Here is a 23,233-nt window from a genome sequence, read left to right on the forward strand (position 1 = left end):
TAAACAATCTTTAGATATCCCCCATTAAGGAGAGTTCCCTACTATGCCCATCGTGAGCGAATCTGAACTTAGCCGCCGCCGGCACGACATTCTCGTAGGTGCCCGCCGCTGCTTTGCAGAGCACGGGTACGAGGGAGCAACTGTTCGGCTACTCGAGCAAGCGACGGGTAAGTCACGTGGCGCAATTTTTCACCACTTCGGTGACAAAGAGTCACTATTTCTTGCCTTGGCACAAGAAGATGCCGCTCGTCAGGCCGAAGTCGTGGCTCAAAATGGCTTGGTAGAAGTCATGCGGGAAATGCTCCAGCATCCAGAGCGCCACGATTGGCTGGCCACTCGCTTGGAAATCACTTCCCTGCTACGCACGGACCCCTCGTTCGCCGCTCGGTGGAAAGAAAATCAATCGGTTCGTGATGAAGCCGTTCGCGCACGATTGGCATCTAATGCGGATAAGGGTCGCCTACGAGATGATGTAGGAATCGATACCTTAGCTATCTATCTTGAGGTATTTATGGACGGATTCATTAATCGACTTGCCTTGGGCGATACAGCGGAGCTGGAAAATGTTCTTGACTTAGTAGAGCAATCCATCCGCGGTGCTCAGGCGAGCCCACAGTAACCCCATACAACTACTTTTGCTCCCGGCAGCGTCTTAACTGATGTTGGAAACAGCCGGGAGCAATTTTGTATGTGCTTATAGATGCTGCGCCGGCAGTGTCTTTTCCGCTACTTCAGCATAGGTTTCTATTTCAGCCACAAACTTAGGATCGTGGCAGGTAACTACGAGGGCGCTGCCGGACTGCAGTGCGTGGTGGATAAGTTGGTGCATGAGCCAGCGGTCAGCAGCTGAAAGCAAGGTGTCTGGTTCGTCGAGCAGAACCACCGGTCGCTGCTGCCCGATCACGTGGGCAATCTGCGCAAGCCGCAGGCGAGACGATGATAGATCGAGAGGATGATCTGCCGGATTTAGTCCCAGCAGGTTGCGCAAGGTGTCGTTGGGGACGAATTCCTCCACCGTGGGAAATACCGCCTGATCAAACGGCGATTGCAAGGCAAGAGCGGGTGGATTCGGGACAGCTCCGGAGCCATCGAGCCCAGCAGCAGCGCGCAGGAGCGTGGTCTTGCCACTGCCATTATCGCCTCGCAGCCACGTAACCGCAGATTTCGCGATAGGGATTTCTACCGGTCCGACGCTGAAGGAAGTGCCACGGGGCTGAGAAAAGTGCCACCATTTCTTCTTTGCTGCACCCCTGCGTGCTGTTAGCGGACCGATACTCCCTGTCCGGGGGCTTGCAGAAACCCGCGGTAGGTCTACGGCCGCTACGAGTGGGTCTGTTCCAATGATGTGCCCACCCAATTCTTGCCAGGAAGCACTGGATATAGAAATGACGCAGGTTTCCGGCAATTCCTGCAAGAGTCGAATCACTTGCGTGCGCGAATCAGCATCAAGCCCGGCTGCGGGCTCGCACACAATCATGATTTCCGGCTCGCGAATGGCGACACAGGCTGCCGCCAACCTGCGTGTTTGGCCACCGGATAGCTGTGTAGGGTCATGTTCACAGTAGTCAGACAGGCCCACGGCGCGAAGCATTCGCTGCCCGCGCCGCTGCATTTCAGGGGCAGGAACGCCGGCATTTTCGAGGCCTAAAACTACTTCTTCGATACAGGTTACCCGCAGGAAGCTAATCTGTGCTGAGGCATCCGTACCGATGATGGCTTCGGTAGATAGGTGCTCGGCTAGTTCCACGGCAACGTCTTCGACGGCTGTGTCAGGTTCGACGAGTACTTGATATATAGCCCCAGGACTGGGCTTAATGCGGGCTAAATCCATGCAGCAATCACCACCACAAGGCTAACTAGCGGAATGACGAAGCGTAAGACGCGGGAGACCATGGAGTCGGCAACGGGGCGCAATAGGGTGCGTTGCCCTTCTTGGTCGAATCCGACGGCGGCCAGGGCCTGACCGCGTTGGGTTCCTTGGGTAAGGAGGTGAGCGATGACGGGAATAATGACGCGCGAGATGGTATTGCGCCAGGTCACGGTGATGCCGGCGAGCTGGTTGGCTTCACGCACGCAACGCCAAGCATGCGCGCCTTGAGGCAGGGTTTGTAGGGAGGCTCCAACGATATACGCGACCTTGTGGCCAGCGCGCGAAACTTGCAGCCACTTGGCGATATCAGCAATGCGCAGGGCTGCCATGGCCGCGATGAAGCAGGCCATGAGGGCGCAGAATCGGAGGGTGAGGGTGGCGGCGAGAACCAAGCCGTCGCTAGTGACCAGCGGCAGCACTGGGTCATCACCGTAGGGGGCGTGAATGACCAGCATGGAAAGGGCCGCTGGGGCGCTTAACGCCATAGTTGTCAAAATCACGGAGGCGTTGCGGGTAGCGGCAGTACCGCAGGCTAGGGCGATAAGCACTACGCTTGCCGACGCCACCGGGGTATTCAGCGCCAAAGTAAGGACCCAGCCGCAGGCCGCGATGGTGACGACGGTGGCGGGATGAAGGACGTGCATTAACGTGGCTGGAGGGATTCTCGGGTGCGCTGCGGCAGTGCTTTGACCGCTGCCCAGACAATGAGGAAGACCAGTGCCTTATCCAGGGGATCCGAAATAAAGGACTGCAGCGTAACCGAGGCGATGAGGGAATTGCCCAGTTCTCGAAAGAGCGAAACAACTGCGCCCGTACCAAGACCTGCGGTACCGCCATAAACAAAGGCAGCTACTGGTGCGGCGAGCATGCCGGAAATGATGCCGATGATGGCGCCGCTGAGAATGACCCACCAGACCTTAGTGAAAGCGCCCTTCTTGATTACCAGTCCAGAGAGGAACCCCGTGGCGGCGGACACAGCGGCGAAGGGCAAAGCGGCGGGGTTCAACAGTCCCCATACGACGGAGGACAAGGTACCAGTAGCCAATCCGGCGATGGGTCCCGCGAGCGCGGCTACCAGGATCGTTCCCACGGAGTCGAGATACAGCGGAACGCCGATAGAACCGATGATTTCGCCGACAACAATATTGAGCACTAGCGCTACCGGGATAATGGCGATGGTTCGCGCCGGTAGCGCCGGAACGGTGCCGACTAGAAGGAGCGCGGCGCCAACGAGGTAGCCGGCGAGGGTAATGAGCGCCTCGGTCGAGCCGGCGACGGATTCCCAATCAGTAGGACGCAGAAGAACCAGATAAATCCAGGTTGCGGCGACGATGAGTGCACCCGCGATGACCATAGCCTTGCGGGCGGGGGTGAGAGAAAGCTGTGACACAGTAAAAGTCCAAATCCATATACCGAAAAATGGGCAAAGTAAACGACGACCGCGGATGGTGCTGCTTTCCTATGTCACCTCGGAAAGCGAGCTCGCACGGCACGTGCGCCGCGGATAATAGTAGAGGCTCTGCGTGCTAAAAGCCACTAATGCGAAGCCAATAGCGTCAATCCCCGCGCGCATTCGTGGTGTGCGGCCTCTATGTCTGCGCTTGTTACCAGCCGCGCGTTGTGGGCACGGCCCCAATGGTTGCGCAAATCCGCAACGCACGTGCCCCGCAACAGTGACGATTCCGCCTCGACGTCCACGGTGGTTTCTGTCGCTTCATAAGGGATGCGCCCCAGGGCAATCATGCAGGTCAAGAGGTCGTGGATCTGGGCTTGATATCCCTCCCCTTGTGCCTGGTGAAATTCGAAATAGAAACGCAGCACGTCCGGCAGGATTTGTGCCCTGGGGTGCTCCCCCAACAATTCCAAGACCTCGTCTAGGCGCTGCGGGGTGATGAGAAACTGTTCCGTTACTTCGAGGGAACATAGCGTGGTGAGAACGCGTGGGGCGGTTGAATGAAAATGTTGGTCGGCGGCGTGTGGATCCACCCAAAAGTTCCACTCGGCAGTTGGCGTGGTGTTTCCGCGGTAATTGACCGCGCCGCCCATGATGGTGATGGCACCGAAGCGCGCGGCAGCCTCGCTATGGGTTGCTTCGAAAGCGGCAAGGTTGGTGACTGGTCCGGAAACGATCAGCTGCAGATCGTCGTGGGTGGCTAATGCTTCTTCCCATACCTGCTGCCAATCGCGCTGTTGTAGCTTGGCGGCGGCAGCGCGGGCATGTGCATAGCCCAGCCCTGTCGGGCCATGGGTCTCAGGGGTGGTGGTGAGATCCACCTTGAGGGGTTGGGGTAGGCCGGGGGCGACGGGGACGTCGGCAAGCGAGCAAAGATCCAAAATCCAGCGGGCATTAGCCGCGGTCTGGTGGACCTCGACGTTGCCGGCCGTGGTGGTAACCCCCACCAGCTCGATCTCCCCGGCATGATGCAGCCCCGCCAGGTACATAAGGGCGAGGCAATCATCGATGCCGGGATCGCAATCAATAAGTACAGCTGGTGGCGTAGCAGTCATAATGCCAGCCAGTCTAGCGCCTTACTTGATGGAGCTCACCGGATTGTCGCCATCAACGAAGGCAAGCGGGGAATCCGGCAGGTTTTCACGGCCAAGGGACTCGACGATGACGTCCGCAACCAGCTCGCGGGAAGAAGTCAGAGACTCCTTCAGCTTCTTATCCTCAATCTGCTCAATGCCCTTGGCTGGTTCCTCGGTCAGCATCGCTGGCTTGAGGATGAGGTGCGGGTAGCTGGCCTGGACAAGGCGGTTGTCTACTTCCTTCTTGGACTCCACGTAGGCATACCACTTCTCATCGGCAGGATCCGTGGTTGCTACCTGGGAGCCGACATAAGAGATCATCACATAGGCAGGCACATTCTTGCCCTCCTGCTGCAACTTGTCCATGGCGTCGAGGGTAGCGAGGGCGCCATCGCGGTCGACGGCCCAGGTGAGGTCTGCCCCACCGCGGCCGCCATTGCCAGCGCCCCAGACTACAGCGTCATAAGCAGCGAGAAGCTCTGCCCACTGATCCACGGTTTGTTCAGTAATATCCGCCATAACCGGGGTCGCGCCGAGCTTTTCAATCTCGGCCTTCTGCTCTGGGTTGCGGATGAGGGAGTGGACCTCGTGGCCGGCATCAACCAGCTTAGGTGCGGTGAGCAGTCCGGCCTTGCCGTGTCCACCGATGTACAGAATCTTCTTCGTATCAGTCATACCTCTCCACCGTAACAACGGCGCGGTCGGCGTGCAGACGGCCTCCCTACTCCGGCACGTACAAACCACCGCGGCGCGCCCGGCGAGCAGATAGAATTGCACGCATGTATGCCATTATGACCGTCACCGGCGCCGATAGCACCGGCATCATCGCCTCGGTGACCACTACCCTTGCAGAACTCGATATCAACGTCATCGACGTCTCCCAGACGCTCATGGGCGGATACTTCACCATGATCCTGCGCGTCGAATTCGATGCGGACAAGGTCTCCATCCAGACCATCAAGGAGCGCATGCGCCCCGTTGCGGAAGAAAAGCACCAGTCCATCCGCATCCAGTCCGAAGACCTCTTCACCGCCATGAACGAGATTTAGAATGAGTACGCGTTTTAATACCACCAATATCTTGGACACCATCGAGATGATTGAGAACTATCGTCTCGATATCCGCACCGTGACCATGGGCATCTCCCTCCTCGGATGCACCCGCTCCACCATGGAGGCTACCTGCCAGGCCATCTATGACCGCGTCACCCAGCAGGCAGGGCGCCTCGTCGAGGTATGCGAAGGCATCGAGGGCGAGCTCGGTATCCCCATCGTCAATAAGCGCATCTCCGTAACCCCCATCTCTTTGGTGGTGGCCGGCGTAGACGGCAACCCCGTTGACGCAGCAAAGGCGCTGGACAAGGCGGCAAAAGAGGTTGGCGTCAACTTCGTAGGCGGATATTCCGCCTTGGTAGAAAAGGGCGCTACCACTGCCGAACAAAAACTCATCAGCTCCATTCCGGAGGCTCTGGCTACTACGGACGTCGTGTGTTCCTCCGTAAACATCGCCAGCTCCCGCGCCGGCATCAACATGGATGCAGCCAAGAAGATGGGCGAGGTCATCAAGGAAGCGGCCGAGCTGACCAAGGACGATTCCGCCATTGCGTGCGCCAAGCTCGTGGTCTTTGCTAACTCCGTGGGAGATAACCCCTTCATGGCCGGCGCCTTCCACGGCATTGAGGAACCCGATTGTGTGGTCTCCGTGGGCGTTTCCGGCCCGGGTGTGGTCGACCGTGCCTTGGGCTCGCTCGAGGGGGCCAGCTTAGACCAGGTTGCAGAAGAGGTGAAGAAGGCTGCTTTCAAGATCACTCGCGCCGGGCAGCTGGTGGGCAACATGGCCTCGGAGCGCCTGGGAGTGCCCTTCGGCATCATCGACCTTTCGCTTGCCCCCACCGCCGAATTGGGCGATTCGGTTGCGCACATCTTGGAGCACATGGGCCTGGACCAAGTGGGCACCCACGGCACCACTGCGGCCTTGGCTCTGCTTAACGACGCCGTTAAGAAGGGCGGCATGATGGCTTGTTCCCGCGTGGGCGGGTTGTCAGGTTCCTTCATCCCCGTTTCCGAGGACAAAGGCATGATCGACGCGGTCAAGTCCGGCTCCATTTCCATGGACAAGCTGGAGGCCATGACCGCTATTTGCTCGGTTGGCTTCGACATGATTGCCCTGCCGGGCGACACCTCTGCCGCGACGATCTCGGGCATGATTGCTGATGAGGCCGCCATTGGCGTGATGAACCATAAAACCACCGCAGTACGCGTCATTCCGGTACCTGGCGCCCAGGTAGGCGACGAGGTCAGCTTCGGTGGACTTCTTGGCTACGCCCCTGTCATCCCGGTCAATCAAGTGGGCAATGCGCAGTTCATCAACCGCGGCGGCTTCATCCCCGCCCCGGTTCATGGATTCCGCAACTAGCGCCAGCGACAACCGCGCCGCGGTCTAATCCGCGGCGTGCTCCTCGCCTGGCTTATCGGATTCCGCCCACGCAGCTAGGTTGGCCTGGAAGTGCTGGTAGGAGGCCTCCAACTGTTTCAGCTCCACCTCGCCGCCTACCTGGCGGCGGGCATCGGAGTAGATGGCCCGGGCGGTGTCGTCAAGCACGCGCCGGCGTTCCGCTGTGCGAAGAAGGGCAACCACCTTAGCGAGGTTATCCAGCATGCTGAGGTAGATCTCCGCATTATCGGCCGCATCGCGCCGAATCTGTGTAAACATCGCCTCGACGATCTCGTCATAGCTAAAGGTCTGATAATCCAGCCGAAACTCGCCGCCCACATGCACAATGCCCTGCGGAAGACGCTTATCCCCAATCACGGTGAGGATCTGGGTAAAGCGGTCAATGATGTCAATTACCGTAAATGGGTCGTTAACGCCGGTGCTCAAAGCGCGGGCAGCAATTTCTGCAAGGTGCCGCGCGGTAAACCGAGGATCGTGGGCAGAGGCGTTTTCGCGGTGCTGTGTAAGCACGATATGGCGCTCAATGTTTTCCGGCAAACGTGGCACGCCGTGGGCAATGACCTCGCCTTCCAGCACTAGGTCTCCCGGTGCCACGCCGAGGTGCACCGCGCAATCCTCTTGCGCCGCAGCCTGCGCGATGGCGTCATAGTCCACGAATTTGAGATAGCCAGTCTCACTACTGCGGCGCTTTTGCGCGTTCGTGTAGAACTCTGGCCCCGGCGCTTTTACTTTCTCCTCCTCCTCACCGCGGCGGATGAGCCGGCGCATGTGGCTTTCTACGTCTTGGGCAACCACGTGCACCACGTGGGACATGCTGATGGATTGCGCAATGTGCACGATGAAGTAGATGAGGAAGACAACGCAGGCGATGGCCAGCAGAACCGTGACGGCTACATTGAGGGAAGGAACGTATTCTTCTACCCCACCGCCGCCGGTACGAACCGCGCGCAGGGATAGGAGCGCAAAAATAAAGGTTGCCAGGTAGATCGCCAACGTGGATTGAATGGAGCGATCCTTTAAAAACTCGTGCAGGAGGCGCGGGCCCATCACCGTGACGACACCGGATAGCGCGGTCAGCGTGATGAAAAAGACGGTGCCGGCCAAGGAGAGTGACGAGGTTGCTACCGCGCTTAAAATCCCTTGCGCGCTATCGGCGCTGCCGTCATAAAAGGGCGTGTCCGACACGTCAAAATTGCTACCAACCGCAATGAGCAATTCCGCGCCGATCGCGGCGATGGCCACCGCCACGGCGGGGATGAGCCAAAACTTCTCCCGCCAAGCGGGCATCCTCTCCAGCAGTGTCTTCATAAATCCCTAAGCTAGCTCCACGATCTCCATATAGTCATCGGACCACAGGTCCTCATCACCATCGGGCATGATGATCACGCGTTCCGGATCCAGTGCCTTAACCGCACCCGGATCGTGCGTCACCAGCACCACAGCGCCCGTATACGTTTTCAGTGCATCAAGCACCTGCTCGCGCGAAATCGGATCCAGGTTATTGGTCGGCTCGTCTAGCAACAGGACGTTCGCGCGGCTGGAGACCAAGGCGGCTAGCGCAAGGCGCGTCTTCTCACCGCCGGAGAGGGTACCCGCAGGCTGCTCCAGCTTCTCACCGGAGAACATGAAGGCGCCAAGCAGGCTGCGCAACTCCTGCTGATCCGCGTCTGGGCAGGCATCGATAGTGTTTTGCCACACGGACTTATCCGGGTCGATGGTGTCATGCTCCTGCGCGAAGTAGCCGATGCGCAGGCCGTGGCCGCTGACGATGCCACCTTCACCATCGGTGCGTTCCACGCCGGCAAGCAATTTCAACAGGGTGGTCTTACCTGCACCGTTGTAGCCGAGAACAACCACCCTAGAGCCTTTGTCGATAGCGAGGTCTACGCCCACGAAAACCTCCAGCGAGCCGTACATCTTGGTCAGACCCTTGGCATTCATGGGCGTCTTGCCGCACGGCGCCGGCTCGGGGAACTTAATATTGGCCACCTTATCGGCCACGCGGACCTCGTCGAGCTCGCTCATCATGCGTTCAGCACGGTGGAGCATCTGCTTTGCCGCGGCGGCCTTGGTTGCCTTGGCACCGAGCTTGGCAGCCTGCTTTTGCAGTGCAGACGCCTTCTTTTCCGCATTGGCACGCTCTCGGCGACGCCGCGCTTCATCGGTAGCACGGGCATCGAGGTACTTCTTATAACCCATGTTGTAGACGTCGGCCTCGCCGCGGACCGCGTCAAGGAACCACACCTTGTTGCACACGGCCTCCAGCAGTTCGACGTCGTGGGAAATCATAATGAGCCCGCCCTCATGCTTGGACAGGAATTGGCGCAGCCACGTAATAGAGTCGGCATCCAAGTGGTTAGTCGGCTCATCCAAGAGCAGCGTGGTCTGGGATTTGCCGGAGCCTTCAGTAGCTGCAAAGAGGATCTGTGCCAGCTCCACGCGGCGACGCTGGCCGCCTGAGAGGGTCTTGAGCTTCTGGTCTAGGACACGCTGTGGCAGGCCCAAATTATCGCAAATCTGCGCACACTCGGAATCGGCTTCATAGCCGCCGAGCGACTCGAACTGCTCCTCCAAGCGGGAATACTTACGGATAGCCTTATCCCGGAACTTATCGTCCGTGGCCGATTCCATGAGCTCTTGTTGCTTCGCCATGCGGCGCTTAAGATCATCCAGGCCGCGTGCGGAGAGAACGCGCTCGCGCGCCGTTTGCTCGATATTTCCCTCGCGGGAATCCTGGGGCAGATAACCAATGGGGCCCGAGCGAGTCACAGAACCACCATAAGGCTCCGTCTCCCCTGCCAAAATGCGCATGGTCGTCGTCTTGCCCGCGCCGTTGCGGCCGATGAGGCCAATGCGGTCGCCGGGCTGCACGCGGAGGTGCTGCCCGGGGGCGTCGAGAAGCGTGCGCGCTCCTACCCTGACTTCGAAATCATTGGTTACAATCACGAAGAAATAGTCTAGCAATTGACGCGGCCAACGCTAAGACGCACTAACGCCCCCAACAGTCACTTCCCTAATCCGAGAAATGCGCTGTTAGGGGCGTGTGATTAATACGCGATTTTAAACCGCGAAGCCGAGGGCCTGAAGCTGCTCGCGGCCCTCCTCAGTAATCATTTGCGGTCCCCATGGCGGCATCCATACCCAGTTGATGCGGACGGCATCGGCCAGCTTATTGGCCTTGACGATGTCTTCGACCTGCTCCGCAATGACATCGGTCAGCGGGCAGGCCGGCGAGGTCAGCGTCATATTGATCATGACGATTTCCTTGCCATTGTCCTCTTCAAACCAGAGGTCATAGACCAGGCCCAGGTCGACGACGTTAATGCCGAGCTCGGGGTCGATGACATCGCGCATGAATTCGGTGACGTCAAAGGCCTTAGAGATCTGCTCTTCGGTCTGCTCCGGGCGCTCGCCGCTGCCGGAGAATGAAGAGTTCTCGTTCTGATAAGGATCTACGGGTTCGGTCATCTAGTTCTCCACTTCAGTTAGTGCATCGGCGGAAGCAGCCTGGAAGGCCTTCCATCCGAGGAGCGCACACTTGACGCGCGCTGGGTACTGGGACACGCCGGCGAAGGCAACGCCGTCACCGATGAGGTCTTCATCGCCCTCTTCTTGGCCGCGAGAGGTAATCATCTTTTCAAACTCGGCCAGCTTCTCATTGGCTTCCGCGAGCGGCAGTCCAACGATCTCTTCAGCCATAACCGAGGTAGAAGCCTGCGAAATGGAGCAGCCTTCCGCGTCATAGGAGACGTCCTCTACGGTCTTGCCGTCGTCCGAAAGGCGCACGCGCAGGGTGAGCTCATCGCCGCAGGACGGGTTCACGTGGTGAACCTCGGCCTGATATGGCTCCCTCAGGCCGGCGTGTTGGGGGTTCTTATAGTGATCCAGGATGACGTCCTGGTACATGGAATCTAGGTTCATGAGGCAACTCCAAAGAATTCGCGGGCAGCCTTGATTGCGTCCACCAGCTTATCTACTTCTTCCTCGGTGTTATATAGGTAGAAGCTAGCGCGGGCGGTGGACTGTGCGCCGCAGGCACGGTGCAGTGGCCACGCACAGTGGTGGCCAACGCGAATGGACACACCGTGGTCATCGAGGACCTGGCCCAAGTCGTGCGGGTGAACGCCTTCCACAGTGAAGGAAATGGCGCCACCGCGATTTTCGGTGGTCTCTGGACCGATGATGCGCAGACCCGGGATTTCCTTGAGCTGGCGCAATGCGCGCTCGGTGAGCTTCTTTTCGTGCGCGTGGATATTGTCCATGCCCACTTCTTCCAAGAACTTCACCGCGGCTCCAAGGCCAACCACCTGGCTGGTCATCTGCGTGCCCGCCTCAAAGCGCGTCGGCGGCTCGGCAAAGGTGGTCTCTTCCATCTTGACGATCTCAATCATGGAGCCACCGGTCAGGAAAGGTGGCAGCTTCTTGAGCAGCTCATCCTTGCCGTACAGCACACCCACGCCGCTGGGGCCACACATCTTGTGGCCGGAAAAGGCCGCGAAATCCACGTCCAAAGCATGGAAATCAACCGCCATGTGTGGCACCGACTGGCAGGCGTCGAGGACAACCATGGCGTCCACCGCGCGAGCACGGCGCACCAGTTCATCCACGTCCGCCACGGCACCCGTGACATTGGATTGGTGAGTAAACGCAACTACCTTGACGGAATCATCGAGCTCGAGCGAATCGAGATCGATGCGTCCGTCTTCGGTCATGGAATACCACTTCAACGTAGCGCCAGTGCGAGCACACAGCTCCTGCCACGGCACCAAGTTGGCGTGGTGCTCCAATTCGGTGATGACAACGGTATCGCCCTCGCCCACGTAGAGGTCCCCCGTGCGCTCGTCGCCAAGCACATAGGCAACTTCGTTCAGGGCCTCAGTGGCGTTTTTGGTAAAGGCGATCTCGTCGCGGTACGCGCCCACGAATGCGGCGATAGCTTGGCGCGCGGACTCGTAGGCATCATCGGCCTCTTCTGCCAATTGATAGGAACCGCGGTGAACAGGGGCGTTCGTGTGCAGCACAAACTCCTCTTCCGCCTTCCATACCGGCAGCGGGCGCTGGGAGGTAGCACCCGAATCCAGGTACACCAGTGGCTTATCGCCACGCACCGTGCGCTGGAGAATCGGGAACTGTTCCCTAATTGCGTTTACATCAAATCCAGACATGAATCTTCTTTGGATAGTCGCGGTTGACCGGCCGAGGGTCGGTCCTTACTTGAGGAACTGGTCGTAGCCGTCGGACTCGAGCTGGTCCGCCAATTCAGCGCCACCGGTCTTGATGACGTGGCCGTCAGCGAAGACGTGGACGAAGTCCGGCTTCACGTAGTTCAGGATGCGCTTGTAGTGGGTAATCATCAAGATGCCACCATTGGTTTCCTTCTGGTAGCTATTGATGCCCTCAGACACGATGCGCAGAGCGTCAACGTCCAGGCCGGAGTCAGTCTCGTCCATGACTGCGAACTTCGGCTTCAGGATATCCAGCTGCATGACCTCATGGCGCTTCTTCTCGCCGCCGGAGAAGCCTTCGTTGACGGAGCGGGAGATGAAGGACTTATCAATCTTCAGGTTCTCGCGGGCCTGGGTAAGCTCCTTGTTCCATTCGCGCAGCTTCGGTGCCTCGCCGCGAATGGAGGTGACTGCGGAGCGCATGAACTGGGAGACCTTTACGCCCGGTACCTCAGTTGGGTACTGCATCGCCAGGAAGAGGCCGGCGCGAGCGCGCTCATCGACGGGCATCTCCAGCAGATTTTCGCCGTCGAGAAGCACCTCGCCCTCGGTGACCTCATACTTTGGGTGGCCGGCGATGGTATAGGACAAGGTGGACTTGCCGGAACCGTTCGGGCCCATGATGGCGTGGATCTCGCCGGAGTTGATGGTCAGGTTAACGCCCTTGAGGATTTCCTTCGGCTCGCCGCCTTCTTCCGTCGGCAGCACCTGGGCGTGGAGGTTCTTAATTTCCAGAGTAGACATAATGTGTGGTTTTCCTTCTATGAAAGCTTTAGGCGGAGATCTTTTCCAGTTCTTCGGAAATGCGGTTTTCCAATTCCTCAGACAGGGACTGCACCGGGATGCGGTGGATGACCTCATTGAAGAAGCCACGGATGATGAGGCGGCGGGCTTCAGCCTCTGGAATGCCGCGAGACATCAGGTAGAACAACTCGATGTCATCGAAGCGACCAACGGTGGCCGCGTGGCCTGCACCGGTAATTTCACCGGTCTCAATCTCCAGGTTAGGGATTGCGTCCGCGCGAGCACCCTCAGTCAGAATCAGGTTGTTGTTGGTCTCATAGGTATCGGTGCCCTGCGCATTGGAACGGATAAGGACATCGCCTACCCAGCAGGTGCGGGCCTCATTGTCCTTGGTGCCCTGCAGTGCGCCCTTGTATAGGACGTGGGAGCGGCAATTAGGGACGGAGTGATCCACCAACATGCGGTTTTCAAAGTACTGGCCTTCGTCAGCGAAGTAGACGCCCAGCAGCTCTGCGTCGCCGCCCTGCTCGGTGAAGTTCACGCGAGGCACGATGCGTACCACCTCGCCGCCAAAGATGGCGGAGTTGTGGCGCAGCACAGAGTCGCGGCCGAGCTGTGCCACGTGGTTAGACAGGTGTACGGCATCGTCTTCCCAATCAACGTCAACAACGACGGTCAGGTGAGCGCCATCGCCCACGATGAACTCGACGTTATCCGCGTGGGTGCCAGAGCCGACATACTTCAAGATGACGGTGGCTTCCGCGTGGTGACCTACCTCGATGGAGGTAGCGCCAAAGGAAGTTACGCCCTCGCCCTTGCCGGTGTAGGTAATGACTACGGGCTCTTCCACCTGAGCCTCGGCGTCAATGGTGACAACCTGGCCTTCAGGCATAGAAGTCCACGCCTGAGCCGCAACGCGGTCAGACGGGGTACCAACGCGGCCCAAGCGCTCGTCATCGCGAGCGACGGTCTCGGAGCTTACGCCTTGATGTTCACTCACGGTGACGTCCTGTGCCACTGCCTCAGCGAACTCGCCATTATGCAGTCCACGGAGCTTGCGCAGGGAGACGAAGCGCCACACCTCATCGCGGCCGTGCGGCACCGGGAAGTCCTCCACGTTGGTGGAGGTAAAGACGTCACCCTTGGTGATCTTATCCGGATTGAATTCGTTCGAAGCGACCATTTTCTTTAGCCGACCGATCCTTCCATTTGCAGTTCGATGAGGCGGTTGAGCTCGAGGGCGTACTCCATCGGCAGCTCCTTAGCAATCGGCTCAACGAAGCCACGCACGATCATCGCCATTGCTTCTTCTTCCGCAATACCGCGGGACATCAGGTAGAACAGCTGCTCCTCAGAAACCTGGGAAACGGTTGCCTCATGGCCCAGCGTGACGTGGTCATTGCGGATGTCGTTATACGGGTATGTGTCCGAACGCGAGATATTGTCCACCAGCAACGCATCGCACTCGACGTTAGAAGTGGAATGGTGCGCGTTCTGATTAACCTGCACCAAGCCGCGGTACGCGGCGCGGCCGCCGGCACGGGCAACCGACTTAGACACGATATTGGAAGAGGTGTGCGGGGCCATGTGAGTCATCTTGGCGCCCGTATCCTGGAACTGATTCTCACCAGCAAAGGCAACGGAGAGAACCTCACCCTTGGCGTAAGGACCGGTCATCCATACGGCTGGGTACTTCATGGTGACCTTGGAGCCGATGTTGCCGTCGACCCATTCCATGGTGCCGCCTTCTTCTACCTTGGTGCGCTTGGTCACCAAGTTGTAGACGTTGCTGGACCAGTTCTGAATGGTGGTATAGCGGCAGCGGCCGCCCTTCTTCACGATGATCTCCACTACCGCGGAGTGCAGGGAGTCAGACTTGTAGATAGGAGCGGTACAGCCCTCGACGTAGTGAACATAAGCGTCCTCGTCGACGATGATGAGGGTGCGCTCGAACTGGCCCATATTTTCCGTGTTGATGCGGAAGTAAGCCTGCAATGGAATATCTACGTGCACGCCCTTGGGCACGTAGATAAAGGAGCCACCGGACCACACAGCGGAGTTCAGCGCGGAAAACTTATTGTCACCGGCCGGGATAACGGTGCCGAAGTACTCCTTGAAAAGCTCAGGGTAATCACGCAGTGCGGTATCAGTATCGACGAAGATGACGCCCTGGCTTTCCAGGTCCTCACGGATCTGGTGGTAGACAACCTCGGACTCATACTGGGCTGCCACACCGGCAACGAGGCGCTGCTTCTCAGCCTCTGGAATGCCCAACTTATCGTAGGTGGCCTTGATGTCATCCGGGAGGTCTTCCCAGGTCTGGGCCTGCTCCTCAGTGGACTTCACGTAGTACTTAATCTGGTCGAAGTCGATGCCAGACAGATCCGCACCCCAGGTGGGAACGGGCTTCTTATCAAAGATGTTCAGTGCCTTCAGGCGCTGGTTAAGCATCCATTCCGGCTCGCCCTTCTTGGCGGAAATATCGCGTACTACATCTTCGTTCAAGCCGCGGCGAGCAGAAGCACCAGCCGCGTCCGAGTCGTGCCAGCCGTACTCATATGCACCAATGGAATCAATGATTTCATCATCGGTCATCTTGTTCTCGGGTGCCGATTTTGCCTGGGTCATGACTCGCTCCTTTCAGTATTTGTATTAACGGGTGTCAAGGGGATGTTCGTGGTACAGATCCCGTGGCCGCCTGCAATGGAGGCCAAAGGCTGTACGTGTTTGCCTAATAGAGCAGAAAAGACTTCTTGTTCCGCCTCACACAGCTCCGGATGCTCGGCCGCCACATGGGAGACCGGACAATGATGCTGACAGATTTGCACTCCCTGACCAGCGCGGTCCACCGTGGCGGCGTAACCGTGCTCATCCAAGACCTCGGCCAGCTTGCGGGCCACATCCTCTACAGATTCGCCCTCTTCTACGAGGGGACGCACGTCTGCAACGAGTCGCTCGAAGCGGACCTTGGCAAAGCGCTTAACGGCCTCAGACCCGCCGACGTCGCGAAGCGCCGTCAAGGCATCAGAGGCCAAATCATCGTAGGCGTGGCCGAATTGCGCTCGGCCACGATCGGTGAGGCGGAAGTGTTTGGCTGGTCGCCCGCGCCCTGAGCCGCTACCCGCTGCACCGCGGGTAACTGGGCGGCGGCGCACAACCTCCGTCAATTCCTCTTCCACCAAATTGTCTAAGTGCCGGCGGATTCCGGCAGCAGAAAGGCCAAGGCGTTCACCCAAGTGGGAAGCGGTAACGGGCCCGTCCTTCAGCAGCAACAGCATCACTTGCCGGCGGGTATCGCCATCCGTAGTGCGGGATTCCTTAGCCGCCTTGTGCGTAGTTTCTACGCGCTGAGGTGTGCTCATGCTGGGACCTCCCTTCGTGCTTCGGTCACTTACAGCCGCCCTGCAACCGACTCCCGTAGTTCCGAAAGTCGCGCCGCAGTTCAACTGCGCCTCCTTTATTAGACAACACTAGTGTTCCTTAATTCATTCCGGAATGCCACCATTGGCCATTCTTCGCCGTGGCACGGGGGTGGCTTACTCCCCTCATCGCCACAACTGGCGGCGCTGCGCGCGCCAAACGGGCGGGCCTGCTGGGGTTGGGGCGGAGGATTCGCGTAAGGTCTTAACCCATGACAGGCAAATTCCGCGGCTTTCTTTCCGGCGTCAAGGCCGAGCTGCCGCAGCTGGGCACCGCTGGTTCTCGGTCTGCGCGACTACACGCCGAGGACACCGGAGCCGCAGAACCTGATTCTCGTTTTGATTTTGTCCCCGCCAAAGAAGATGGCCTAAAGCGCACCACCACCGCACAATGGCGGACATTTTTTATCCTGCGCTGGGTGGGCACAGTGGGTTCTCTGCTTATCGCCTTCGGCGCGTTAGGAGCCGGCGCTCTCCCAGTAGTGGGAAACCCTTATGACAACGTGCCTTTTGGCTCCCTCATGTCTCGCATGCTGCAGACCTCTTCCGCCATAGTCATGGTGGGAGTAGGCCTGATGGTGGCCGCCTGGGTTTTCCTGGCCCCTTTTGTAGGCACCCCGCTGCGCCAACCCCAGGAAGGTGCCCTCACCCCAGCACGCGCCCGCCGGCTCGTGACCACACACCAACTATGGCGCACGTGGGCCGGCTGGGTCATCCCGCTGATTTTTACCGCCCCGCTCTTCACCCAGGACATTTACTCCTACTTGGCCAACGGTTCCATCGTGATGCAGGGCATGGATCCGTATTCTGCAGGACCGGTGCAATTGCTTGGCGCGGGTGATGAGCTCGCCCGATCCGTACCGTTTATCTGGGCCAACTCCCCTTCTCCCTATGGCCCCGTAGCACTCGGGCTTGCTGGAGTAGTGAGCGCAGTTACCTCAAATTCCATCCTCTTGGGAGTTATCGCCCACCGCCTCCTATCCATCGCCGGCATCATCGTTGCTGGGTGGGCCATAAGCTGTTTGGCGCGGCGCTGCCGGGTATCTCCAGAATCTGCCCTATGGCTCGGCATTCTCAACCCACTGACTATCTTGCACCTGGTGGGCGGAATCCATAATGAGTCCATCATGCTGGGCCTGCTCTTGGTGGGTATGGAGCTGGGCCTGCGGGGCGTCGGCAAGCTGGAAAAGTCCACACGCAGTGCCTTCCTAGCGCTCATTGCTTCCGGCTTTTGCCTGTCCTGCGCCGGAATGGTCAAGGTTACCGGCTTTATCGGGCTGGGCTTTGTGGGAATGGCGTACGCCCGCCACCTGATAGACAAGGACGGTGCATCGCGCTGGAAGGCCTTGGCCTACGCCATTGCCCTGCAGCTAGTCATTTTAATTGCAACCATTGCCCTAATTAGCGCCTTAACCGGCATTGGCCTGGGGTGGATCACGGGACAAGGCGGGGCGGCCTCCATTCGCTCGTGGCTTTCTACCTCCACCGCCGTAGGCGTGGGTACCGGCTTTATCGGAATGCTGCTGGGCTTAGGTGACCACACCGAAGCCATTCTCACCGTAACCCGTACCTTTGGCGTGCTGGTGGCAGTAGCTTTCATGGCCCGCATGCTCTCTGCAACGTTGCGCGGCCGCATCCACCCTGTGGGAGGACTCGGCACCGCCTCCTTAGTGCTGGTTATCTTCTTTCCCGTCGTCCATCCGTGGTACATCTTGTGGGCCGTATTGCCTTTGGCCGCATGGGCCAACCGGCTTATCTTCCGTTTCTGCGTTGTGGCTTATTCGGCAGCTATGAGCTTCTTTGTGCTGCCACGCGGCCTCGGGTTGCCGCCCAGCACCATCATCGTCATCTACGTGTCGGCAGCCTGCACTTTCGCAGTCATCGCCACCCTGTGGTGGGTTGCAGTGCGGCGCAGCGGAATCCGTGTCCTAAACTAATCCCACGTGAATTCCATTTCAGCCGATCGCCCAGCCCTCACCGTGGACAACGTGGTGAAAAAATATGGCTCCACCACCGCCGTTAATGGTCTGAGCCTTAGCGTTGCCGCAGGTGAGATCTTTTGCCTCCTTGGTCCCAATGGCGCTGGAAAGTCCACGACGATCGAAATGTCGGAGGGTTTTATCCACCCCACCAGCGGCACAATCGACGTCCTCGGGCTAGACCCGAGTTCCGCACCGGACAAGGTGCGCGAAAAGGTCGGCATCATGTTGCAGGGTGGTGGTTCCTACTCCGGCATCCGTGTTCTGGAAATGCTTGAACTTTCCGCTAGCTACAGCGCCCATCCCCTCTCCCCGCATTGGCTACTGGAAACGCTCGGGCTTGAAGGAGTAGCCCGGACTCCCTATCGCAGACTCTCCGGCGGGCAGCAGCAACGCCTTTCCCTAGCCCTAGCAATCATCGGTCGGCCCGAGCTAGTTTTCCTGGATGAGCCCACCGCTGGAATGGATGCACAGTCCCGTCTGGCGGTCTGGGACCTGGTTCGAGCCCTCCGGCGCGATGGCGTCACCATTGTTCTTACTACCCACCTCATGGATGAAGCGGAGTCACTAGCGGACCGAGTGGCCATCATGGATCATGGCGAGCTCGTAGCCCACGGCACCCCCGCGGAACTTACCGCGCAGTCAGACTCGGCAGGCCTTAGCTTCAGCACCGATATCGACGTTGATGTGGAGGCTTTAGCCAAGGCTGGCATTCAAGCGACCAAATCCCGTCCGCTGCATTACCGCTTGACCCAGGCCGGCACGCCCGAGACGATTGCCGCGCTGAGCGCCGAACTTGCCCGCCAAGGAGTCCTGCTGCGGCGCTTAGACGCAGCCCACCGCAACTTGGAGGAGGTCTTCCTTGACCTTACCGGCCGCCATTTGCGCAGCTAGCTGCACTCTACGCCAGGACCGAATTCAATCAACTGCGTTGCGGAAAGAAGCCACCACATGAGCACGACCTTTAACCCCGGAACCTTTACCCCCGCCCCCAAACGGGCCAGCGCCGGCGCTATGTTGCTCGCGCAAGGAAAGATGGAAGCAAAACTCATGCTTCGCCACGGCGAGCAGCAATTGCTGAGCGTCATCATTCCGCTGGCCCTTCTCATTGGCGCGGCCCACCTGGAGTCGCTCACCGGACATGGCTTGCACGAGGTATTTCCCATGGTGCTTGCAGTAGCTGCCACCTCCGCAGGCTTTACCGGTCAGGCCATTTCGCTTGCCTTTGACCGGCGCTACGGGGCACTTAAACGCACCGGCGCGTCCGGTGTGCCGGCTTGGGCCATCATTGGCGGCAAGATCCTCGGCGTGCTCACCATGGTGGTATTCCAAATCCTCGTCCTGGGTATAGCGGCCTATATTCTAGGCCTCCGCATCAGCCTGGGCGGGGTGCTACTCATGATCCTCTCGCTAGTCTTCGGCGTTGCGGCATTTACCGCCATGGGGCTGCTGCTCGGCGGCACCCTCAGCTCTGAGGTGGTGCTCGCGTTGGCTAACCTCATCTGGTTCCTGCTCCTCGGCGTAGTCGGCTGGACCCTCTACTCCCAGGGCCTTGGCGATAATGGCATCCTCAACGCGGTGCCGACCGTCGCCCTAGCAGGCGCGCTTACCGACGCCTCTAATTCCACCTTTCCCGGCCTCGAGCTCCTATCCTTGTTGGCGTGGCTAGCGGTGGCGTCGTTCGCTGCGGTCCGTTGGTTCCGCTTCGATGGCTAAATGTGACTTTTGTCCGGTTCCTTTCGAAACGAGAGGAATTTTTATGCCCAAAATCTCCCGACTAGTAGGATTCAATGCGTGAATTACTGGACGAAGATCAAGCGCTTCTTTAAGGAAGCCGCCCCTACACTGCAACAGCAGCGCCTCATCGCGCTCATCCTCCTCTTGTGCCAGGGTGGCATCACCGTGTCTGGTTCCATTGTCCGCGTGACCGGCTCGGGATTGGGCTGTCCCACCTGGCCGGAATGCCAACCAGGCTCCCTTGTCCCTATGGAAGGCGCTGCGCCTGCTCTCCACCAGGCCATCGAGTTTGGTAACCGCCTGCTGACCTTTGTCGTCTCTGCGGCAGCGGTTGCCGCCGTCATCGCCATGCGTATGGCGCGTCGCCGCGCAGAGCTCAAGGTGTACGCATGGCTCAACGTCGCCGGCATCGTCCTGCAGGCGGTCATTGGCGGCGTTTCTGTCCACCTGGACCTTCGCTGGTGGTCCGTGGCACTGCACTTCCTGCCTTCCATGCTCTTGGTATGGCTGGCGGCAATGCTTTATTCCCGCATTCTGGAACCCGATGACGGAACGCCGCGCGCTCGCTTTCCTCAGGCGATCCGCCTCCTTGCAGCGGTCGCTACCGTTGCCCTGAGCATTGTGCTCATCACCGGCACGATGGTTACCGGTTCGGGCGTTCACTCTGGCGATTCCGGGGTGGGAATGGAAGGCCGCCTGCAGGTAGATACCGAAGCCATGGCCGTCACCCACGCCATGTGCATGTACGTCTACCTGACGCTAACGGTTGTTACCGTCTTCCTGCTTTACAAGAACCGGGCTCCACAAGATGCCAAGAAGGCTGGCTGGGTCCTCGTTGTATGCATCCTCATTCAGTGGGCAGTAGGCGTTTACCAGTTCTACATGAGCATTCCGCGCTGGACTGTCCCTTTCCACATTGCGCTCTCCTCCTTCGTCACCGCGTATACCGCCCTGCTGTGGGCGCACGGTGTACGCCGCACCAACGGCACCGCAGATCTCATCACCGGCTCTCCCAGCGGCGATGAAAAGTACGCCGCGCGCCAAGCCTCTCTCGAACGGGAGCGCGCGAACGCTTAACCCATAACGCTCACGGCCGGCCGAGGTACTGCACTCGGCCGGCTTTTTGCGCTAGCCTGGCTATATGCACGCAATTCAGGTCACAGAAACCGGCGGACCAGAAGTACTTCGCTATACCGAAGTACCCGCCCCCACCCCTAATGACGACGAGGTTTTGGTGGACGTCATCATGGCTGGCGTCAACTACATCGATACCTATTATCGTGAGGGTATCTATAACGCGGCCACCCCGTTCATTCCCGGATTCGAAGGCACCGGACGCGTTGTCCACGACCCCAAGGGGGAAATTGCCGAGGGCACGATGGTGGCCTGGAACCAGGCTTTTGGCTCCTACGCCGAGCAGGTCTGCGTTCCTCGCGAGGGACTAGTGGCAGTCCCGGATGATTTCCAGCCAGAAGTCGCTGCTTCCATGTTGCTGCAAGGCATTACCGCACACTACTTGGCGCATGGCGTTTATCAACTGGGTGAAGGCGCTTCCTGCCTGATTACCGCCGGCGCCGGCGGTGTCGGCCAGATCCTCACCCAAATGGCATCGTCGCTCGGCGCTACCGTCTATACGGTGGTCTCCACAGACGAAAAGGAAGAACTCTCCTACGCAGCCGGTGCGGATAAGGTATTCCGTTATGGCGATGGACTCGCCGAGCAGGTCCGCCGCTACAACGGCGATAAGGGGGTCGACGTGGTTTACGACGGCGTCGGCAAGGCGACCTTCCACGAGTCACTCGAAGCGGTGCGCCCCCGTGGCACCGTAGCGCTATTCGGCGCCGCCTCTGGCCCAGTTGAGCCTATCGACCCGCAGCTGCTGAACAAGCATGGGTCTATCTTCCTCACCCGGCCTTCCATCGGCGCATGGACAGCCCAGGAAGGCGAATTCCAAATGCGTGCCCAGGCGGTCGTCCAAGCTGTTATCGACGGCGATCTGAGCTTCAACGTCACGGCGTCTTATCCACTGGAAGATGCCGCTGCAGCCCACCGCGATCTCCAAGAGCGCAAGACTACCGGTTCCATCGTGCTGCGCATCCAAGCTGGCGATAAAGCCTAAACCCACCCACGCTCACCAAAAGCGCGGGAAAGCATTTGCCTTGCCTTCCCGCGCTTTCTGGTTCCTATCCTAGGTATTTGGGCACAGTTAAAATAACGTGGCCGACCAGCCAAGCATCCGGCCTAGTGGCTCCCAGCCCAATACTGCGTCGATGGACAACCCGATAAAGAGCACCGACAGATAGTTATTGGAGTAAATAAACAGGCGCATCGGCTTAACCTTGGCGCCGTTTTTGACTCCCTTGTGCAGGCGGATAGCCATCCACAGGAACACCGCGCCGGAGGCAAGTGCTGCGACCAAGTAGATCCACGATGCAGCGGGGACGATAAGTAGGGTCACGATAACCGTGCCCACGGTATACCACACGATCTGTCGAGTGACTTCCTTTTCATCAGCCACTACGGGCAGCATCGGCACGCCGGCCTTGCGGTAGTCTTCCTTGTACTTCATGGCCAGCGCCCACGTGTGTGGCGGAGTCCAGAAGAAGATGATGAGGAAGAGCACGATTGCCTGCCACCAGCGGTCAGGCTCTCCAGCAGGAGCGTTATCCCGGATAACCGCCCAGCCGACCATCGCCGGCATGCAGCCGGCCAAGCCGCCCCAGACGATATTTTGGGCATTGCGCATCTTCAAAAACTTGGTGTAGACGAAGACGTAGAAGAAATTCGTCAAAACCACGAAGAAGGCCGCCAACCAGGAATGGGCAAGGACGCCCAACCACAGCACGGAGATAATGAGCATTACCCAGGCGAAAATTGCCGCGTTTCGCTTAGTAATCTTGGCCCTTACCAGCGGGCGGGCCCTCGTGCGCTGCATTTTTTGATCCAGCTCGTAGTCCACGACGTTATTAAACGTGTGGGCGGCAGCAGCGCCCATCCAACCGCCGAAAATGGTCGACACGATAAGCCAGATATTGTCTGAAACGGCCTCCACGCCGCGTTGCGCTTGGAGCATCGCCGGGATTGCGGCCACGAGGAGGAGTTCAATGATCCTCGGTTTCGTTAGCGCAAAATAGGCCTTGATGGTCTCCAAGGGATTCCTCCACTATCTGAACGTTGGTGAACTGTGCCCCGCGCACTTCCTGCGCACGGTCACCCCTAGCGGTCGCACATGCCCGTGAAAAAGTTCCAGTTCTCTCACTCACAGTTTTCGGCGCA

23 protein-coding genes are annotated in these 23,233 nt (G+C 59.0%); 8 read left to right on the forward strand and 15 right to left on the reverse strand.

Annotated features, from left to right (window positions below):
- Positions 1-43: 43 nt before the first annotated feature.
- Positions 44-619 carry a TetR/AcrR family transcriptional regulator gene (locus QP884_RS05950; protein ID WP_204609017.1) on the forward strand — a complete coding sequence of 192 codons (576 nt, stop codon included), beginning with the start codon at positions 44-46 and terminating at the stop codon, positions 617-619.
- A gap of 75 nt (positions 620-694) precedes the next feature.
- Here QP884_RS05950 and QP884_RS05955 read toward each other — a convergent pair whose 3' ends face one another.
- The 5 genes from QP884_RS05955 to QP884_RS05975 all read right to left on the reverse strand — a co-directional run bounded on the left by QP884_RS05955 (position 695) and on the right by QP884_RS05975 (position 5,074).
- Positions 695-1,831 carry an ATP-binding cassette domain-containing protein gene (locus QP884_RS05955; protein ID WP_284821269.1) on the reverse strand — a complete coding sequence of 379 codons (1,137 nt, stop codon included), beginning with the start codon at positions 1,829-1,831 and terminating at the stop codon, positions 695-697.
- On the reverse strand, positions 1,822-2,514 hold the full coding sequence (locus tag QP884_RS05960) for an energy-coupling factor transporter transmembrane component T family protein (RefSeq protein WP_284821270.1): 693 nt from the start codon (positions 2,512-2,514) through the stop codon (positions 1,822-1,824). Before QP884_RS05960 ends, QP884_RS05955 begins: the two co-directional genes overlap by 10 nt.
- Complete coding sequence (locus QP884_RS05965; protein WP_284821298.1) at positions 2,514-3,224, reverse strand: ECF transporter S component; 711 nt, start codon at positions 3,222-3,224, stop codon at positions 2,514-2,516. Before QP884_RS05965 ends, QP884_RS05960 begins: the two co-directional genes overlap by 1 nt.
- Positions 3,225-3,406: 182 nt before the next feature.
- Positions 3,407-4,378 carry a nucleoside hydrolase gene (locus QP884_RS05970; RefSeq protein WP_284821272.1) on the reverse strand — a complete coding sequence of 324 codons (972 nt, stop codon included), beginning with the start codon at positions 4,376-4,378 and terminating at the stop codon, positions 3,407-3,409.
- A gap of 21 nt (positions 4,379-4,399) precedes the next feature.
- A complete protein-coding gene (locus tag QP884_RS05975) occupies positions 4,400-5,074 on the reverse strand; it encodes an NAD(P)H-binding protein (RefSeq protein ID WP_284821273.1) in 675 nt (224 codons plus the stop codon).
- Positions 5,075-5,178: 104 nt separating this feature from the next.
- Here QP884_RS05975 and QP884_RS05980 point away from each other — a divergent pair, with 104 nt between their 5' ends.
- Positions 5,179-5,448 (forward strand): ACT domain-containing protein, encoded by a 270-nt coding sequence (locus tag QP884_RS05980; protein ID WP_284821275.1) that lies wholly within the window; start codon positions 5,179-5,181, stop codon positions 5,446-5,448.
- Position 5,449: 1 nt separating this feature from the next.
- A complete protein-coding gene (locus QP884_RS05985; RefSeq protein WP_284821277.1) occupies positions 5,450-6,814 on the forward strand; it encodes a PFL family protein in 1,365 nt (454 codons plus the stop codon).
- Between the two features lie 24 nt (positions 6,815-6,838).
- Here QP884_RS05985 and QP884_RS05990 read toward each other — a convergent pair whose 3' ends face one another.
- The 9 genes from QP884_RS05990 to QP884_RS06030 all read right to left on the reverse strand — a co-directional run bounded on the left by QP884_RS05990 (position 6,839) and on the right by QP884_RS06030 (position 16,184).
- A complete protein-coding gene (locus QP884_RS05990) occupies positions 6,839-8,161 on the reverse strand; it encodes a DUF2254 domain-containing protein (protein ID WP_284821278.1) in 1,323 nt (440 codons plus the stop codon).
- Positions 8,162-8,167: 6 nt separating this feature from the next.
- Entirely contained in the window at positions 8,168-9,799 is a 1,632-nt protein-coding gene (locus QP884_RS05995) for an ABC-F family ATP-binding cassette domain-containing protein (RefSeq protein WP_005328391.1), read from the reverse strand.
- A gap of 114 nt (positions 9,800-9,913) precedes the next feature.
- A complete protein-coding gene (locus tag QP884_RS06000) occupies positions 9,914-10,321 on the reverse strand; it encodes a metal-sulfur cluster assembly factor (protein WP_005324830.1) in 408 nt (135 codons plus the stop codon).
- Positions 10,322-10,774 (reverse strand): Fe-S cluster assembly sulfur transfer protein SufU, encoded by a 453-nt coding sequence (gene sufU, locus QP884_RS06005; RefSeq protein WP_005324831.1) that lies wholly within the window; start codon positions 10,772-10,774, stop codon positions 10,322-10,324.
- The gene (locus QP884_RS06010) at positions 10,771-12,018 is read right to left on the reverse strand and encodes a cysteine desulfurase (protein WP_284821279.1); all 1,248 of its coding nucleotides are present in this window, start codon (positions 12,016-12,018) and stop codon (positions 10,771-10,773) included. Before QP884_RS06010 ends, sufU begins: the two co-directional genes overlap by 4 nt.
- Positions 12,019-12,063: 45 nt before the next feature.
- On the reverse strand, positions 12,064-12,822 hold the full coding sequence (gene sufC / locus QP884_RS06015) for a Fe-S cluster assembly ATPase SufC (RefSeq protein WP_005324834.1): 759 nt from the start codon (positions 12,820-12,822) through the stop codon (positions 12,064-12,066).
- Positions 12,823-12,850: 28 nt separating this feature from the next.
- Positions 12,851-14,005: a Fe-S cluster assembly protein SufD gene (sufD, locus tag QP884_RS06020; RefSeq protein WP_284821281.1), complete on the reverse strand. Its 1,155-nt coding sequence runs from the start codon at positions 14,003-14,005 to the stop codon at positions 12,851-12,853.
- A 5-nt stretch (positions 14,006-14,010) separates the two neighbouring features.
- Complete coding sequence (sufB, locus tag QP884_RS06025; RefSeq protein ID WP_284821283.1) at positions 14,011-15,450, reverse strand: Fe-S cluster assembly protein SufB; 1,440 nt, start codon at positions 15,448-15,450, stop codon at positions 14,011-14,013.
- Positions 15,447-16,184 carry a helix-turn-helix transcriptional regulator gene (locus tag QP884_RS06030; protein WP_204608998.1) on the reverse strand — a complete coding sequence of 246 codons (738 nt, stop codon included), beginning with the start codon at positions 16,182-16,184 and terminating at the stop codon, positions 15,447-15,449. The genes sufB and QP884_RS06030 overlap by 4 nt, the downstream gene beginning before the upstream one ends.
- A gap of 269 nt (positions 16,185-16,453) precedes the next feature.
- Here QP884_RS06030 and mptB point away from each other — a divergent pair, with 269 nt between their 5' ends.
- The 5 genes from mptB (at position 16,454) to QP884_RS06055 (ending at position 22,076) form a co-directional block, all read left to right on the forward strand.
- Positions 16,454-18,178, forward strand: coding sequence for a polyprenol phosphomannose-dependent alpha 1,6 mannosyltransferase MptB (gene mptB, locus QP884_RS06035; RefSeq protein WP_284821284.1), 1,725 nt, complete (start codon positions 16,454-16,456; stop codon positions 18,176-18,178).
- A gap of 6 nt (positions 18,179-18,184) precedes the next feature.
- The gene (locus tag QP884_RS06040; protein ID WP_284821285.1) at positions 18,185-19,114 is read left to right on the forward strand and encodes an ABC transporter ATP-binding protein; all 930 of its coding nucleotides are present in this window, start codon (positions 18,185-18,187) and stop codon (positions 19,112-19,114) included.
- Between the two features lie 57 nt (positions 19,115-19,171).
- Positions 19,172-19,936 carry an ABC transporter permease gene (locus QP884_RS06045; protein WP_284821287.1) on the forward strand — a complete coding sequence of 255 codons (765 nt, stop codon included), beginning with the start codon at positions 19,172-19,174 and terminating at the stop codon, positions 19,934-19,936.
- A gap of 69 nt (positions 19,937-20,005) precedes the next feature.
- Positions 20,006-21,034 (forward strand): COX15/CtaA family protein, encoded by a 1,029-nt coding sequence (locus QP884_RS06050; protein WP_284821299.1) that lies wholly within the window; start codon positions 20,006-20,008, stop codon positions 21,032-21,034.
- Positions 21,035-21,098: 64 nt separating this feature from the next.
- Positions 21,099-22,076, forward strand: coding sequence for a quinone oxidoreductase family protein (locus QP884_RS06055; RefSeq protein WP_284821289.1), 978 nt, complete (start codon positions 21,099-21,101; stop codon positions 22,074-22,076).
- 87 nt (positions 22,077-22,163) lie between these two features.
- On the opposite strand, the gene QP884_RS06060 is transcribed toward QP884_RS06055, so the two are convergent.
- Entirely contained in the window at positions 22,164-23,108 is a 945-nt protein-coding gene (locus QP884_RS06060; protein ID WP_204608987.1) for a heme o synthase, read from the reverse strand.
- Between the last annotated feature and the right edge of the window lie 125 nt (positions 23,109-23,233).

The sequence above is a fragment of the Corynebacterium tuberculostearicum genome (genome assembly GCF_030229345.1).
GTDB classification, from domain to species: domain Bacteria; phylum Actinomycetota; class Actinomycetes; order Mycobacteriales; family Mycobacteriaceae; genus Corynebacterium; species Corynebacterium tuberculostearicum_G.

Excerpts from the sequence above, each read along its gene's own strand:
- QP884_RS05950 (WP_204609017.1), top strand. The coding sequence starts at position 44 with ATGCCCATCGTGAGCGAATCTGAACTTAGCCGCCGCCGGCACGACATT.
- QP884_RS05955 (WP_284821269.1), bottom strand. The coding sequence starts at position 1,831 with ATGGATTTAGCCCGCATTAAGCCCAGTCCTGGGGCTATATATCAAGTA.
- QP884_RS05960 (WP_284821270.1), bottom strand. The coding sequence starts at position 2,514 with ATGCACGTCCTTCATCCCGCCACCGTCGTCACCATCGCGGCCTGCGGC.
- QP884_RS05965 (WP_284821298.1), bottom strand. The coding sequence starts at position 3,224 with ATGGTCATCGCGGGTGCACTCATCGTCGCCGCAACCTGGATTTATCTG.
- QP884_RS05970 (WP_284821272.1), bottom strand. The coding sequence starts at position 4,378 with ATGACTGCTACGCCACCAGCTGTACTTATTGATTGCGATCCCGGCATC.
- QP884_RS05975 (WP_284821273.1), bottom strand. The coding sequence starts at position 5,074 with ATGACTGATACGAAGAAGATTCTGTACATCGGTGGACACGGCAAGGCC.
- QP884_RS05980 (WP_284821275.1), top strand. The coding sequence starts at position 5,179 with ATGTATGCCATTATGACCGTCACCGGCGCCGATAGCACCGGCATCATC.
- QP884_RS05985 (WP_284821277.1), top strand. The coding sequence starts at position 5,450 with ATGAGTACGCGTTTTAATACCACCAATATCTTGGACACCATCGAGATG.
- QP884_RS05990 (WP_284821278.1), bottom strand. The coding sequence starts at position 8,161 with ATGAAGACACTGCTGGAGAGGATGCCCGCTTGGCGGGAGAAGTTTTGG.
- QP884_RS06000 (WP_005324830.1), bottom strand. The coding sequence starts at position 10,321 with ATGACCGAACCCGTAGATCCTTATCAGAACGAGAACTCTTCATTCTCC.
- sufU (WP_005324831.1), bottom strand. The coding sequence starts at position 10,774 with ATGAACCTAGATTCCATGTACCAGGACGTCATCCTGGATCACTATAAG.
- QP884_RS06010 (WP_284821279.1), bottom strand. The coding sequence starts at position 12,018 with ATGTCTGGATTTGATGTAAACGCAATTAGGGAACAGTTCCCGATTCTC.
- sufC (WP_005324834.1), bottom strand. The coding sequence starts at position 12,822 with ATGTCTACTCTGGAAATTAAGAACCTCCACGCCCAGGTGCTGCCGACG.
- sufD (WP_284821281.1), bottom strand. The coding sequence starts at position 14,005 with ATGGTCGCTTCGAACGAATTCAATCCGGATAAGATCACCAAGGGTGAC.
- sufB (WP_284821283.1), bottom strand. The coding sequence starts at position 15,450 with ATGACCCAGGCAAAATCGGCACCCGAGAACAAGATGACCGATGATGAA.
- QP884_RS06030 (WP_204608998.1), bottom strand. The coding sequence starts at position 16,184 with ATGAGCACACCTCAGCGCGTAGAAACTACGCACAAGGCGGCTAAGGAA.
- mptB (WP_284821284.1), top strand. The coding sequence starts at position 16,454 with ATGACAGGCAAATTCCGCGGCTTTCTTTCCGGCGTCAAGGCCGAGCTG.
- QP884_RS06045 (WP_284821287.1), top strand. The coding sequence starts at position 19,172 with ATGAGCACGACCTTTAACCCCGGAACCTTTACCCCCGCCCCCAAACGG.
- QP884_RS06055 (WP_284821289.1), top strand. The coding sequence starts at position 21,099 with ATGCACGCAATTCAGGTCACAGAAACCGGCGGACCAGAAGTACTTCGC.